This is a genomic window from Shewanella oncorhynchi (assembly GCF_030848765.1).
Classification (GTDB): domain Bacteria; phylum Pseudomonadota; class Gammaproteobacteria; order Enterobacterales; family Shewanellaceae; genus Shewanella; species Shewanella oncorhynchi.
Genome location: NZ_CP132914.1, coordinates 191,345 through 207,754 on the forward strand (window position 1 = coordinate 191,345; position 16,410 = coordinate 207,754).

The following is a 16,410-nucleotide window of genomic DNA, read 5'->3' on the forward strand; positions in this document are numbered from 1 at the left end:
TAGTAAGTCACATTAATGCCAAACAAATTACATTTTATTTCAGGTTTACCGCGTGCTGGCTCGACGCTGCTCGCAGGTATACTTCGGCAAAATCCACGCTTTCATGCGGCTATCAGTAGCCCTGTAGCGGGGCTTGTGAATGGTGCCCTCGAACAAATGGGGGCTGGTAGTGAGTCCTATTCATTTTTCGATGAACATAAACGTAAGGTCATTTGTCGGGCATTAATTGATGCTTATTACCAAGATAAAAATCATCCGGTTATTTTCGACACCAACCGTCACTGGACTGCCCGTCTACATCAATTGGTAGAGTTGGTTGATGATTTTAAAGTGATTTGTTGTGTGCGCAATCCGGCTTGGATTATGGATAGTTTTGAAGTGATTTACCGTAAAAACCCTTTTGATTACAGCCGTATGTTCAATGCGGCCTCGCGCCAGACGGTGTATAGCCGCTGCGAGTCATTAATCAATGCTGGTGGTGCGGTTGGAAGTGCATGGACGGCACTCAAGGAAGCCTATTACGGCGAGTTTTCTGATCGCTTACTATTAGTGGATTATGATCTGCTTACCCAGCATCCGGCACGCACGCTGGAGTTAATCTATCGTTTTATTGGCGAACCGCAATTCGATCACGATTTTAATAATGTCGACTATGCTGAAAATGAGTTTGACCACAATCTTGGGGTCAAAGGTTTGCATAGCGTTAAGCGGAAAGTGGAATACAAAAGTAGGCGCAGTATTTTACCGCCTGACTTATTTATGAAGTATCAAGAAATGGACTTCTGGCTGGATAGTACTGGCACTGCAGCCAATATTATTGCAAGTAAAAAACCTGTAGCACCTAACGCAAAAAATGAAGGGAATCACTTATCATGAGACACGCACTGCTTAGTGGGCTTTCCTCGCTGTTATTACCATTTGGACTCTATGGTGCTGGTGCTATTGCAGCGCCGAGTTATCAGCGATCCTATTTGAGTTCATCGATAAGTGCATCGACCGATCTATTATTGCGTTCAGACACCTCTTTACCACAGGATCTAATTGATTTATCTGGCGATCAACTGGATATCCAGAGTGCACATCCGGTGCGTGAGCTGGTGATTGTTGATGGTGCAGTGGCTGAAGCTGATAAATCGGTATTGCGCCGCGCCCTTAAACCTAGTGTTCAATTGGTAGAGTTAGATTCTTCTATCGCTGGATTACCGCAATTAATTAATGTACTTGATGGACACAAAAATCTCGCTGCTATTCATGTGGTCTCCCACGCACAAGCGGGCGCTATTTTGCTCGGTAATTCACGTATTACTCCGGAGACAATCCAGCGTGAAGTGTTGGCATTTGCCGCGTTAAAAGGCGCGGTGCGTGAAGGTGGCGATTTATTATTTTACGGTTGCGATCTGGCCGCGAATGACAGCGGTGAAGAGTTGCTGGATATCATCAGCAATAACACAGGTTTGGATATTGCCGCCTCCAATAATTTAACCGGCAATGCCGAATTACAAGGCGACTGGGATTTAGAAGTTACCCGCGGAAATATTGAATCTACTTTGGCGTTTTCTGAAAAAGCATTAAGGGATTTTTCAGGGGTGTTAGCGCCAATTATAAATGGCACTTATGGTTTTGTAGGTTGGAGTGGGCAGGCAACTGCACAGCTCAGCACAACTCATTTCAGATTAACCGCTAAGGGTGGTGATGGCGTCACTCAAAATCTAGCTAGTAGCATTGGCAATTTTGCTTACATGCATGGTGGTGAGACTAGCACTAACCATTATTTTTATTTGCGCGCAGATGGTACCAATACCACTGCATTTGAGTTAACTGGATTAACGGGAGGCGAGGCTGCTGATCCTGCCTATACAGCTCAATTTACTAATCTGCGTATTGTTGGTTACTTGCAGAATGGCGGAACTGTTACCTCCTCGACTGTTAACGGAAGCGGAGTTAAAGAGACCTTTACCTTTGCACCAGGACAATTGGCGTCTTTTTCGGGCGTTAAGCTAAAAGGCTTTAAATTGTTTTTTGATTGTGCCAGTGCTTGTAATTCTTCAACGGATGGCCCCGAGTTCTTTGAGTTTTATGGTTTCACCGTCGCGAATGCAATAGATACTCCTCCTGCCAACTCTGATGCCACCCTCATCGCAGCTGGTGGCGTTGCTGAGCCTGTCGGGCTTGCGACTACTATTGATTCGGTCGGTGAAGCTGTGGATGTTTTTGACTTTACCATCAGTGACGGTGGAACTTCTGATGGTCTTGCGACTACTGTTTCTCAAATTGTTATCAGCGTTAGTGGCACTAGTACTGATGCCGAGCGCAGCAAAATTACCTGGCGCCTGAACGGACCGGATGCCAGCAATGTGACCGGTACTTACAACGCTGGTGCAGATACTATTACCTTCTCTGGCCTGACTATGTCCGTTGCTGACGGGGGCAATGAAACTTACACGGTTAATGCCCACTACAACGACAATACGACGCTCACAGAAGATCGCACTATTATTTTGAGTGTGGATGGCGATACTAACCTCACGGTCGGCGGCAGCGGCACGCAAATGGTAAGCGGGCAGAGTGCAGTCACCAATGGCAGCGGCACAACCCTTGATGTGGTCGCTAGCCAGCTAGTCTTTACCACCCAGCCTGCGGGTTCTGTTTCCGGCGCGGCATTGACGACCCAACCTGTTATTGTGGCGCGTGATGCGTTTGGCAATACCGATGTGGATTTCGCCGAAACCCTTATCTTGACCGAGTCCAGTGCGGGAAGCTTAACCAACGCTACTCAAGCGGCGACCGCGGGTGTGGCGACATTTAGCAACCTGACTTATACCGCCACCGCCGATCAGCAAGCATTCACTCTGACCGCGAATGATCAGGATGGCGTTGGTTCAAATTTGCCGACTGTTGATGCCAATTCTGTAACCTCAGATGTAGTAGCCAACCAATTGGTATTCGATACTCAACCTGCACCTACTAGCGTCATTAGCGGTCAGAACACTGCTTTCTCTACTGTGCCAATTGTATCGGCACGCGATGCAAACAGCATTGTGGACACGGGTTATGCTACAGGTATTACCTTGGCGGAAGTTAACGGTGCGGGCAGCGCGACGATCACGGGGACGGGAGATACCGATGGTAATGGTGCCACAGTGTCTATCACTCCCAGCAGTGGCGTATCCACTTTTACCAGTATGCAAATTACCTACACCAATTCTGGCGCGGGTAGTGAAACTTTCAATTTGCGTGCATCTTCTGGTGGTTTAACCACGGCAGATAGCAGTCAATTAACGGCGTCAACCACGCCGACAGTAACCGATGGCAATATCAGCATTTCAGGGGGGACAGGGTCAGGGGGAGCCTTCAAAATTGGCGATACCGTCACTGTGACTTGGAATAATACCGCTGGCGGCAATAATAATGCCGGAATCACAGGTGTGACTGTCGATTTCTCGCAATTTGGTGGTGGCGCCGCTGTGGCTGCGACGGATAGCAGCGGAATCTGGACGGCAACTTATACTCTCACTTCTGGTGCGATTGATGCATCCAGTCGTAATGTCAGCGTGACCGCAACCAATGCCCAAGGGGACACTACTACTGCTGACACAACCAATGCCGTTGTGGATAACGTTGTGCCAGTTGTCACAGATAACCGTCTTAGCATCAGCGGTGCCACTGGTACCGGAGGTGCCTATAAAATTGGCGATACAGTAACCGCCAGTTGGAATAATACTGCGGGTGGCGATAACAACACAGACACTATCAGCAGTGCTACTGTGGACTTTTCTGCATTTGGTGGCGGTGCTGCGGTGGCGGCGAGCAATAGTAGCAGTACTTGGACAGCAACCTACACTATTACCTCAGGTGCTATTGATGCCACAAACCGCAATATCAGTCTTACTGCGATTGATAACGCGGGCAACACTACAACAACTGCAGACACCAGCAACGCGACAGTCGATAGTATTGCGCCATTGGTATCCGATGTGTATATCGGCATTTCCGGCGGCACTGGTACTGCGGGCGCTTATATCGCCGGCGATACGGTCACGGCTACCTGGAATAACACCGCTGGTGGTGATAACAACAACGACACCATGAATGCTGTGACTGCTGACTTCTCCCAGTTTGGCGGCGGGGCAGCTGTCACGGCAACCAATAACAGCGGTACTTGGACGGCGACTTATACCTTGGTTGCCGGTGCCATTAATGCCTCGAGTCGTAATGTGTCGATCACGGCGACGGATAATGCGGGCAATAGCAAAACCCAGGCTGATAGCAGTAATGCCACAGTGGATAATGTGGTGCCAGCGGTAACCAGTGTCAGCGTTCCGGCTAATGCGACTTATATTACCGGGCAATCCCTCGATTTTACCGTCAATACCAGCGAAGCTATTACTGTTGGTGGCACGCCGCGTATTGCATTGACGCTCGGTGCATCCACTGTGTATGCCAGTTATCTTGCCGGTACTGGCAGCAGCGCATTGACTTTCCGCTATACAGTGCAAAGTGGCGATCTCGACACCGATGGGATAGCGATCGCGGGATCGATAGAAGCCAATGGTGGCACCTTAAAAGAGAGTTCTGGTAATAGCTTGAGCTCAACCTTAAATGCAGTCGGTAGTACCTCGTCCGTCTTAGTGGATGCGATAGCGCCTACTGTGAGTAGCGTCGCGGTCCCTGCGGGTGATACTTATGTGGTTGGAGAAACCTTGAGTTTTACGGTGAGCAGCACTGAAAATGTGACTGTTAATACGGGCGGTGGTACGCCGCGTATCGCCGTAACCATTGGCGGAACAACCCGTTATGCCACATATATCAGTGGTTCCGGAACCACAAATTTAGTCTTTAGTTATATAGTGCAGTCTGGTGATAACGATACCGATGGTATTGGCTTGGCATCTAGCGTTGATGCCAACGGGGGAACCTTGCTTGACGGTGCGGGTAATGATTTAGTGCTCACGCTGAACTCGGTTGGTTCAACTGTCGCAATTCTCGTGGATACAGCCGCACCGACAGTGCTGAGTTTTAGTCCAGCAGATGGTGATGTAAGTGTGGCTATCGATGCCAACTTTGTGTTGACCATGAATGAGGATATCCAGCTTGGTACTGGCAATATAGTGATCTACGATGCCGATGATCTGGCCGTAGCGACCATTGATGTAGGTTCTCCAGCCGGGCAGCTAATGATAACGGCGGGTGTGTTGACTATTAACCCAACCGCTAATCTAGTTGAAAAAACTAGTTATTATATTCAAATCGCCAATGGAGCTATTACCGACTTAGCGGGTAACATTTACGCCGGCATTAGTAATAAAACCGATTGGAACTTTACCGTTGCCGATGTAACTCCACCAGTTGTTACTGGCGTGGTGGTATCGGGCTCACCCGCGGCGAACGCCGCTAGTCTCGTGTTTAGTGTGAGTTTAGATGAGGTGGCGAGCAATCTCTCTATTGATGATTTTGCTCTTACGGCAACAGGTTCGGCAAGTGGCAGTATTGCCAGTGTTTCTGCTGCATCCGGCACCAGTGTTGATGTGACTGTGAATACTGTGAGTGGCACGGGTAGTCTGAGACTCGATGTCAACGCGAATACTAATATCCAAGATACTGCCGGTAATGGTAATGGCATCAATGGCTATACCGCCGCTTATACCGGTGGCGCAAGCCATGCCGTCGATCGTGATCCACCTTTAGCCCCTTCGGGGCTCGATCTTGCCGCAGGTTCTGATTCGGGGATCAGCAGCACAGATAATGTAACCAACGATACCACTCCGGCATTCACTGGCAGTGCAGAGGCGAATAGTACTGTGACGCTCACGAGCAGCATCGATGGCGCATTGGGGACTACAACTGCAGATGGTGCTGGAAATTGGTCGTTTACCACGCCGCTATTAACCAGTAATTCCGCACAAAATATTACGGCCACTGCGACCGATATTGCGGGCAATACTGGCGCGGTGTCGACGGAACTTGCGCTTACGCTCGATACTCAAACACCCACGATAACCAGTTCGGCCCCCGCTGGTGGTGCCTCAGCTGCGGATGTCAGTGTGATATTCAACCTCGCCTTTAGTGAATCTGTGAATAGCCTGACGACGGATGATTTTGCTCTGGCGAGCACAGGCACAGCATCCGGCTCTATTTCGAATATTTCAGCCAGTTCAGGTGCTGGCGTTGCTGTGACTGTTAATGCTATTTCGGGTACGGGTAGTCTGAAGGTGGGTCATGTATCGAGTGATATCACCGATGATGCGGGTAATGCTCTCGGAGCCTATAGTGCAGGTGCTGCACACTCGGTCGATACGGATGCGCCGACTATTGCCAGCGTCAGTTTTGATCAGGCATCGGTCACCCAGGCAAATCAAGGCATGATTAGCTTGACCTTAGCGAGTGCTGAGGTGGGAACCAGTGCAAATTACACTATTACTGGCAGTACGGGCACGCCTGTCACAGGATCTATTGCAGTCGCAAGTGCGTCACAGCAGATTACTAATATAGATGTGAGCGGTTTAGGGGATGGCACTCTGACCGTGAGCCTGACTCTGACTGATGCGGCGGGTAATGTTTCTAGTCCCGCAGTGACCGATACCATATCGAAGGATGCTGTAATTCCCGCAGTGAATATGGTTAATGTTAACGATGGCCATTATGGGGTCGGCAGTGCTATTGATATCACTCTCACTCTGACCGAGGATGTAACGGTTTCTGGCACACTTTCTACGCTGACGCTCGATATTGATGGTGTGGCTCGTCAAGCGGTATTCGTATCAGCTACCAGCGGTGTGCTGACCTATAGATATACAGTCCAAGCGGGCGATAACACGGGGGCGAGTGGTTTAATTGTCGATGCTAATGGCATAGTGCTTAATGGTGACACCATGCGGGATACGGGCAGCAACGATGCCGATTTAAGCTATAGCCAGTGGGACAGTGTCAATGTAATTGTCGATACGACTGCCCCCGTCGATCCTATTGTTACTACGCCTGCTGGCACTATAAGTACCAATCTGGCAACGACATTGATCAGCGGAACGCACGCTGACGATGGGGTGACAATCAGCCTCTATGCCGATGTGGATAATGACGGTGTTGCCGATAACGCGACTGTGTTGGATGACACTATAGTGGTCGCGGGCACTTGGACTCTGAGTGCCTCATTATCGACGGACAGCGACAATAATTTCGTTGTGATTGCCAGCGATGCAGCGAGCAATGTTTCCGCACCCCAGAATGTCCCTACTATTACTCAAGACGCCACTGTTCCTGTCGCACCTTCTGCGCCTGATCTCGATGCGGCAAGCGATTCAGGTGTGAGTTCAACGGATAATATCACCAAGAATACGACTCTCATACTGACTGGCACGGCAGAGGCCGGCGCCAGCGTTGTCCTTAGCAGCCATCTTGATGGAGTGCTTGGTACAGTCAATGCGGATGGTAGTGGTGACTGGAGTGTCAACGCAACGAGCGTGAGCCCTGGAACCCATAGCATCACAGCGGTAGCGACAGATATTGCAGGAAATAGCAGTGTTGCATCGAGTGCCCTTTCTGTGACTATTGATACGAGTGCACCCACTTCCTCGGCAATTGCTCATCAAAACATTCAACCTGGCGAGAGCTCATCTACGCTCGCATTTACTATTACCGATGATGTAACCGCTGCAACGGATATCCTAGTAACGCCAGCGAGTTCTGATACCTCTGTGGTTCCACTTGCGGATGTTGTATTGGCAGGAAGCGATGCTGATAGAGGTGTGACTGTGACTGCGCTGGGATCGGGCACGAGCACCATCACCCTGACGCTAGTAGATATTGCGGGTAATTCTAGCACTCGGACCTTCGATGTTGTGGTGAATAGTGTACCCACTATTTTAGGGACACCTGCGACCAATGTGGCTCAAGGTACACTTTATAACTTTATGCCCATCGCAGCAGACGCGGACGGTAATAGTTTAGTCTTTGATATTACGAATCGACCTTCGTGGGCGAGCTTTAATACAGCTACGGGGGCATTGAGCGGTACGCCGAGCAATGCAGATGTTGGTACGACGACGGCAATTGTGATCAGTGCGAGTGATGGAGTGCTCAGTGCGAGCCTGCCCGCTTTCAATCTCACTGTGACGAACGTCAACGATGCACCGACGATTAGTTCAATGGCGGTGACGGCAGCAACCCAAGATGCGGCGTACAGCTACAACTTAGTGGCCAGCGACTCTGATACCGGCGACAGCTTAACGCTGAGCGCAGTGACCAAACCGAGCTGGTTGAGTTTCAACGCGGCGACGGGTTTACTCAGTGGCACGCCGAGCAATGCGGATGTGGGCAGTCACGCTGTCACCTTACGAGTGACGGACACGGATGGCTTAACGGCTGAGCAGTCCTTTAGCATCACGGTGACAAACGTCAACGATGCGCCGACGATTAGTTCGACGGCGGTGACGGCGGCAACCCAAGATGCGGCGTACAGCTACAACTTAGTGGCCAGCGACTCTGATACCGGCGACAGCTTAACGCTGAGCGCAGTGACCAAACCGAGCTGGTTGAGTTTCAACGCGGCGACGGGTTTACTCAGTGGCACGCCGAGCAATGCGGATGTGGGCAGTCACGCTGTCACCTTACGAGTGACGGACACGGATGGCTTAACGGCTGAGCAGTCCTTTAGCATCACGGTGACAAACGTCAACGATGCGCCGACGATTAGTTCGACGGCGATGACGGCAGCGACTCAGGATGCTGCGTACAGTTACACCTTGACTGCAACTGACGCCGATACCGGCGACAGCTTAACCTTGAGCGCAGTGACCAAACCGAGCTGGTTGAGTTTCAACGCGGCGACGGGTTTACTCAGTGGCACGCCGAGCAATGCGGATGTGGGCAGTCACGCTGTCACCTTACGAGTGACGGACACGGATGGCTTAACGGCTGAGCAGTCCTTTAGCATCACGGTGACAAACGTCAACGATGCGCCGACGATTAGTTCGACGGCGATGACGGCAGCGACTCAGGATGCTGCGTACAGTTACACCTTGACTGCAACTGACGCCGATACCGGCGACAGCTTAACGCTGAGCGCAGTGACCAAACCGAGCTGGTTGAGTTTCAACGCGGCGACGGGTTTACTCAGTGGCACGCCGAGCAATGCGGATGTGGGCAGTCACGCTGTCACCTTACGAGTGACGGACACGGATGGCTTAACGGCTGAGCAGTCCTTTAGCATTACAGTGACTAACGTCAACGATGCGCCAACGATTAGTTCAATGGCGGTGACGGCGGCAACCCAAGATGCGGCGTACAGTTACAACTTAGTGGCCAGCGACTCCGATACTGGCGACAGCTTAACCTTGAGCGCAGTGACCAAACCGAGCTGGTTGAGTTTCAACGCGGCGACGGGTTTACTCAGTGGCACGCCGAGCAATGCGGATGTGGGCAGTCACGCGGTCACCTTACGAGTGACGGACACGGATGGCTTAACGGCTGAGCAGTCCTTTAGCATTACAGTGACTAACGTCAACGATGCGCCAACGATTAGTTCAATGGCGGTGACGGCAGCAACCCAAGATGCGGCGTACAGCTACAACTTAGTGGCCAGCGACTCTGATACCGGCGACAGCTTAACGCTGAGCGCAGTGACCAAACCGAGCTGGTTGAGTTTCAACGCGGCGACGGGTTTACTCAGTGGCACGCCGAGCAATGCGGATGTGGGCAGTCACGCTGTCACCTTACGAGTGACGGACACGGATGGCTTAACGGCTGAGCAGTCCTTTAGCATCACGGTGACAAACGTCAACGATGCGCCGACGATTAGTTCGACGGCGGTGACGGCGGCAACCCAAGATGCGGCGTACAGTTACAACTTAGTGGCCAGCGACTCTGATACCGGCGACAGCTTAACGCTGAGCGCAGTGACCAAACCGAGCTGGTTGAGTTTCAACGCGGCGACGGGTTTACTCAGTGGCACGCCGAGCAATGCGGATGTGGGCAGTCACGCTGTCACCTTACGAGTGACGGACACGGATGGCTTAACGGCTGAGCAGTCCTTTAGCATTACAGTGACTAACGTCAACGATGCGCCAACGATTAGTTCAATGGCGGTGACGGCGGCAACCCAAGATGCGGCGTACAGTTACAACTTAGTGGCCAGCGACTCCGATACTGGCGACAGCTTAACCTTGAGCGCAGTGACCAAACCGAGCTGGTTGAGTTTCAACGCGGCGACGGGTTTACTCAGTGGCACGCCGAGCAATGCGGATGTGGGCAGTCACGCTGTCACCTTACGAGTGACGGACACGGATGGCTTAACGGCTGAGCAGTCCTTTAGCATCACGGTGACAAACGTCAACGATGCGCCGACGATTAGTTCAATGGCGGTGACGGCGGCAACCCAAGATGCGGCGTACAGTTACAACTTAGTGGCCAGCGACTCCGATACTGGCGACAGCTTAACCTTGAGCGCAGTGACCAAACCGAGCTGGTTGAGTTTCAACGCGGCGACGGGTTTACTCAGTGGCACGCCGAGCAATGCGGATGTGGGCAGTCACGCTGTCACCTTACGAGTGACGGACACGGATGGCTTAACGGCTGAGCAGTCCTTTAGCATTACAGTGACTAACGTCAACGATGCGCCAACGATTAGTTCAATGGCGGTGACGGCAGCAACCCAAGATGCGGCGTACAGCTACAACTTAGTGGCCAGCGACTCTGATACCGGCGACAGCTTAACGCTGAGCGCAGTGACCAAACCGAGCTGGTTGAGTTTCAACGCGGCGACGGGTTTACTCAGTGGCACGCCGAGCAATGCGGATGTGGGCAGTCACGCTGTCACCTTACGAGTGACGGACACGGATGGCTTAACGGCTGAGCAGTCCTTTAGCATCACGGTGACAAACGTCAACGATGCGCCGACGATTAGTTCGACGGCGGTGACGGCGGCAACCCAAGATGCGGCGTACAGCTACAACTTAGTGGCCAGCGACTCTGATACCGGCGACAGCTTAACGCTGAGCGCAGTGACCAAACCGAGCTGGTTGAGTTTCAACGCGGCGACGGGTTTACTCAGTGGCACGCCGAGCAATGCGGATGTGGGCAGTCACGCTGTCACCTTACGAGTGACGGACACGGATGGCTTAACGGCTGAGCAGTCCTTTAGCATCACGGTGACAAACGTCAACGATGCGCCGACGATTAGTTCGACGGCGGTGACGGCGGCAACCCAAGATGCGGCGTACAGCTACAACTTAGTGGCCAGCGACTCTGATACCGGCGACAGCTTAACGCTGAGCGCAGTGACCAAACCGAGCTGGTTGAGTTTCAACGCGGCGACGGGTTTACTCAGTGGCACGCCGAGCAATGCGGATGTGGGCAGTCACGCTGTCACCTTACGAGTGACGGACACGGATGGCTTAACGGCTGAGCAGTCCTTTAGCATTACAGTGACTAACGTCAACGATGCGCCAACGATTAGTTCAATGGCGGTGACGGCGGCAACCCAAGATGCGGCGTACAGTTACAACTTAGTGGCCAGCGACTCCGATACTGGCGACAGCTTAACCTTGAGCGCAGTGACCAAACCGAGCTGGTTGAGTTTCAACGCGGCGACGGGTTTACTCAGTGGCACGCCGAGCAATGCGGATGTGGGCAGTCACGCTGTCACCTTACGAGTGACGGACACGGATGGCTTAACGGCTGAGCAGTCCTTTAGCATCACGGTGACAAACGTCAACGATGCGCCGACGATTAGTTCGACGGCGATGACGGCAGCGACTCAGGATGCTGCGTACAGTTACACCTTGACTGCAACTGACGCCGATACCGGCGACAGCTTAACGCTGAGCGCAGTGACCAAACCGAGCTGGTTGAGTTTCAACTCGGTGACAGGTCTACTCAGTGGTACGCCGAGTAATGCGGATGTGGGCAGTCATGCTGTGTTACTGCGAGTGACGGACGCTGACGGATTAACAGCAGATCAATCGTTTAGTATTACAGTCACTAATAGCAACGACGCACCTACCATCACTTCAACAGCAACTACGGCCGCTGTGCAAGACGCTGTTTACAGCTATACCTTTGCCGCTACAGATGTCGATGTGGACGACGTACTGACATTTAGTGCGGTGACGATACCAAGCTGGTTGAGCTTCAACGCGGCGACGGGTTTACTCAGTGGCACGCCTGGCAATGCTGATGTGGGCAGTCACCCGGTCACCTTACGTGTGACGGACACGGATGGCTTAACGGCTGAGCAGTCCTTTAGCATTACAGTGACGAACGTTAACGATGCGCCTGTTGCGACGAGTGCAAGTGTGACCTTAGAGGAAGATAGCTCTGTAATGATCACGCTTACTGGGGAGGATGCAGATAGTGATCCTCTTACCTATGAAGTGGTGAGCCAACCTGAATCGGGCACTTTGGAGCAGCATGGAACTGTGTGGTTATACACACCGGAGAAAGATTTCAACGGTGCAGATCAGATAAGCTTTATTGCTAAGGATGCTGAACTGAGTTCTGAGCCTGCAACTATCACCATTAATGTCACGCCAGTGAATGATGACCCACAAGCTGTCGATGATAATTACACTCTAGCCAGCACCGCGGATGATAAATACACACTACCTGCGCTAGAGAATGATGTTGATGTGGACGGTGATACTTTGACTATCGATGGCGCGGCGGCAGACATAGGTAGTGTGCAGATTATTGCTGATGGACTCATATTTACTGCCCCTGCAGCTTATGTTGGTCCGGTCGCACTTCGTTATACCATTAGTGATGGTCAGAAAGGGCGCGCAAGTGCAAAAGTCAACTTACTGGTAGAAGGTGGGGAGGCTGACAATTTACCTGTTATTACTGTACCTAGTGATGTTGAGGTTAATGCAACAGGCTTGTTCACTCGGGTGGATCTAGGGTTTGCGAAGGCCGTCGATCGTAATGGTCATCCACTGCCCGTTTCTTTGGTCGATAAGCGTTTATTCTTTGCCCCTGGTAGTTATCTTGCTTACTGGCAAGCCGTAGATCGTGATGGCAACAAAGCGACTAAGGCTCAGAAAGTAAAAGTGCATCCATTAATTTCCTTGAGTAAAGATCAAGTCGTGGGAGAGGGTAATGAGGTTGTTGTTAGTATTCACTTAAACGGTGTAGCGCCTGAGTATCCAATATCAGTTCCTTATACGGTTGCAGGTTCCGCGGACAGCAATGATCATGACTTAGTCGATGCGGTAGTGGAGATTACTTCAGGTACATTGGCCCATATTCACTTTAGAACCATAGAGGATGGGGAAGTTGAGGCTGAAGAAGATGTGTTGATCAGCCTAGATCCAAGTTTGAATTTAGGCAGTAAGAAGCAAACACAAGTGTCGATCACTGAGGCTAACATTGCCCCGAGTGTGACTCTTGAGGTGACTCAAGCGGGTGAACGTCAGTTGATCGTGGCACAAAATGGTGGCGAGGTTCATATTCATGCGCAGATTAGCGATGCTAACATGAACGATACTTTGACATCTGTATGGTCGAGTGGCGCGCTGAACTTGCAGTCCGATGATGAGGGGATGTTCTTCTTGCCAACAGAGATCTTGCCGGGCATTTATCCTGTGAGCTTGACTGTGACGGATAGCGGCTTACCCGCGCTGTCTACCACGGAGAAAGTTTATATTGTTGTGCGCCCATCTCTGCCGGCTCTGACTGGGACTGATACCGACGGTGATTTGATCCCTGATAACCAAGAGGGATTTACCGATACAGACCGCGATGGCATTCCAGATTACTTGGATGCAATCAATGAGTGTAACGTGATGCCTGAAGGTGAGTTGCAGCCTGTGTACTTCTTGGCAGAGGGGCAAGCGGGCGTGTGCTTACGCTTAGGTAATATTGCACTGATGCAAGAGCAAAGTGGTATTCAACTATTACCTAATCTGGTTCCTGAAGACAGTATCGCGGCCAATGTGGGGGGGATTTTTGACTTCATTGCTACAGGACTACCGCAACAAGGGCAGAGTTACAGTCTGGTGATACCACAACGTTCGCCAGTTCCTGCCAATGCAGTATATCGTAAGTATCAAGCCCAAAATGGTTGGAAGGATTTTGTGATTGATGCGCGCAATAGTGTCGCCAGTAGTGAAGGCGAGCGTGGTTTCTGCCCTCCTCCTGGAGATAATCGTTGGACTTCAGGATTAACTGAAGGCCATTGGTGTGTTCAGTTAACCATAGAAGATGGTGGGCCAAACGATGACGATGGCGTCGCTAACCGAACCATTGTCGACCCAAGTGGCGTGTCAGTAATACTCAATGGTAACCATTTACCTGTGGCGAACCCAGATACGGCTTCTTTACCTTGGAATCAGAGTCTCGATGTCGATGTGCTCGCCAATGATACGGATAGCGATGGTGATGCCTTGACTGTAACACAAGTCACCAGCGAGTTCGGAACCGTAGTTATCTTGGCTAATCAGCAGTTAAGTTACACGCCAGCAACCGATTTCATCGGTACAGATGTGCTGGTGTATAGTATTACCGATGGTAAAGGTGGTACTGCGAGTAGTGAGTTGACTGTGATTGTTAATGGCAATATGGCACCTACGACAGTGAACGATAGTGCTGCCATAGATGACAGAACGAGCTTGTTACTCGATGTGTTGAGTAATGACAGCGATCCCGACGGCAATGTTTTAACCTTAGTCAGCGCAACCGCGCAGCAAGGAGCGGTTTCTGTTGAGTCTAATAAACTACGTTATATCCCTAAAACTGGATTTGATGGAGTAGATACTGTGAGTTATCAGATTAGTGATGGATTGGGCGGCGAAGCAACTGGGCAAGCGTTAATCACAGTTAAGGCATACCAAGAAGTGGTGATAGATAACAAGTCTGGTGGAGGCAGTATGTCCTTATGGGCATTAAGTTTGATTCTTACAATGGGTTTAATTCGCCGTAAGGAATTACATAAATTAGTCTTGGGCGCTTTGTTGCTCGCAGGCTCCGTTAATCAAGCAAATGCGGCTGATAACTGGTACGTCGAGGGATTTGTCGGGCAAGCTCAGGTTGATAGCAGCAGGCGAGATCTACAGCCACAAGCGGGGACAGGCTTTGTAACATCGGTTGATGATAAAGATACTGCTTTGGGTGTGAGTATCGGTTATCAATGGACTCCCTTTGTTGCCATCGAATTAGGCTATGCCGACTTTGGTAATGGGACTGCGAGGATTGAGGGCGCAAGTCTCACCCCTGAGCAATATCATGAGCAGGTCAAAGCCGTGACGCCAGTACTGGCCGATGGTGTCATGCTGGGATTACGTTTCACTTTACTCCAACATGAAGCTTGGCGGTTCGAAGTACCCATTGGATTGTTTAGGTGGCAAGCGGATATCAGTAGCACTATGGGCAATAGCCGTTTAACTACAGAGCTTGATGGTACAGATTGGTATGCGGGTGTGCGTTTTAGCTATCAATTTAGTGATTCATGGTCTGTAGGTTTGGGATATCAATATGTGGATATCGAGCCTAATGATTTCCTCAGTTACCAGCTCAATCTACGATATCAATTTTAAGCGTTAGCATATCAAAAGGGGCATTCGCCCCTTTTTACTATCCAATAAAAACATCATATTTGAGAATATTTTGAAGGTGTTCACTTAAGGCTGGGCTGGGTTTGTGATGCATATCGCAAAGGATTTGTGGCTTACCATTAGGAGCATGTAATAAATTCAGGTTGTAGATTAAAGACAGGATAGTAAGATTGTCACTTACCTTATTTAATTTATCGCTTTTTTATCCAGAGGCAGTTATGTCGCAACGGCAGAATAAGCCGGAAATATTGCATACCGAAATTGTCGCGAGAAGCCGATTATTTCAAATTGAGCAAGTGCATCTTAAGTTCTCCAATGGTGTAGAGCGCCAATATGAGCGCATGAAAGGCGGTAGTCGTGGCGCTGTGATGATAGTGCCTATTCATCAAGGGAAAATGCTACTGGCACGCGAATATGCTGCAGGAACTGATAATTACGAACTCGGTTTCCCAAAAGGTTTGATCGATCCTGGTGAGACAGCAATAGAAGCTGCTAACCGTGAATTACAGGAAGAAATTGGCTTTGGATCGAATAAGCTCACCTTACTGAAAGAACTCAGCCTAGCTCCGGGTTATTTCTCTAGTAAGATGCAAATTTTTCTTGCAGAAGATCTGTATGAGAGTCGCCTTGAAGGTGATGAGCCTGAGCCAATTGATGTGGTGCCTTGGGCGCTCGCCGATTGGGAAGCCTTGCTCGATGATGTCAATTTTTCTGAATCCCGTAGTGTGAGCGCGTTGTTTTTGGCGCAAAAATATTTATACCCAAACAACCTGAAGATGCAAGATTCAGCGGGAGTTTAACGCACTTTAGGCAAGGCGGTTATTTGCAGACCTAGCGGGCTAAGTTAAAAATAACCAACACAGCATAAAGT

At 50.6% G+C, this 16,410-nt stretch carries 3 protein-coding genes; all 3 read left to right on the forward strand.

The genetic code is table 11. The annotated features are described in order from the left end of the window. Positions 1–15 precede the first annotated feature (15 nt). Positions 16–876, forward strand: coding sequence for a sulfotransferase family protein (locus tag RA178_RS00890; protein WP_212600796.1), 861 nt, complete (start codon positions 16–18; stop codon positions 874–876). Beyond that, a complete protein-coding gene (locus RA178_RS00895; RefSeq protein ID WP_306684139.1) occupies positions 873–15,521 on the forward strand; it encodes a putative Ig domain-containing protein in 14,649 nt (4,882 codons plus the stop codon). The genes RA178_RS00890 and RA178_RS00895 overlap by 4 nt, the downstream gene beginning before the upstream one ends. 236 nt (positions 15,522–15,757) lie before the next feature. After that, positions 15,758–16,339 (forward strand): ADP compounds hydrolase NudE, encoded by a 582-nt coding sequence (gene nudE, locus RA178_RS00900; protein ID WP_306684141.1) that lies wholly within the window; start codon positions 15,758–15,760, stop codon positions 16,337–16,339. Positions 16,340–16,410 lie beyond the last annotated feature (71 nt).

What these genes read in the sequence shown, in the direction of transcription:
- RA178_RS00895 (WP_306684139.1), top strand. Translation starts at nt 873, where the DNA reads ATGAGACACGCACTGCTTAGTGGGCTTTCCTCGCTGTTATTACCATTT.
- nudE (WP_306684141.1), top strand. Translation starts at nt 15,758, where the DNA reads ATGTCGCAACGGCAGAATAAGCCGGAAATATTGCATACCGAAATTGTC.
- RA178_RS00890 (WP_212600796.1), top strand. Translation starts at nt 16, where the DNA reads ATGCCAAACAAATTACATTTTATTTCAGGTTTACCGCGTGCTGGCTCG.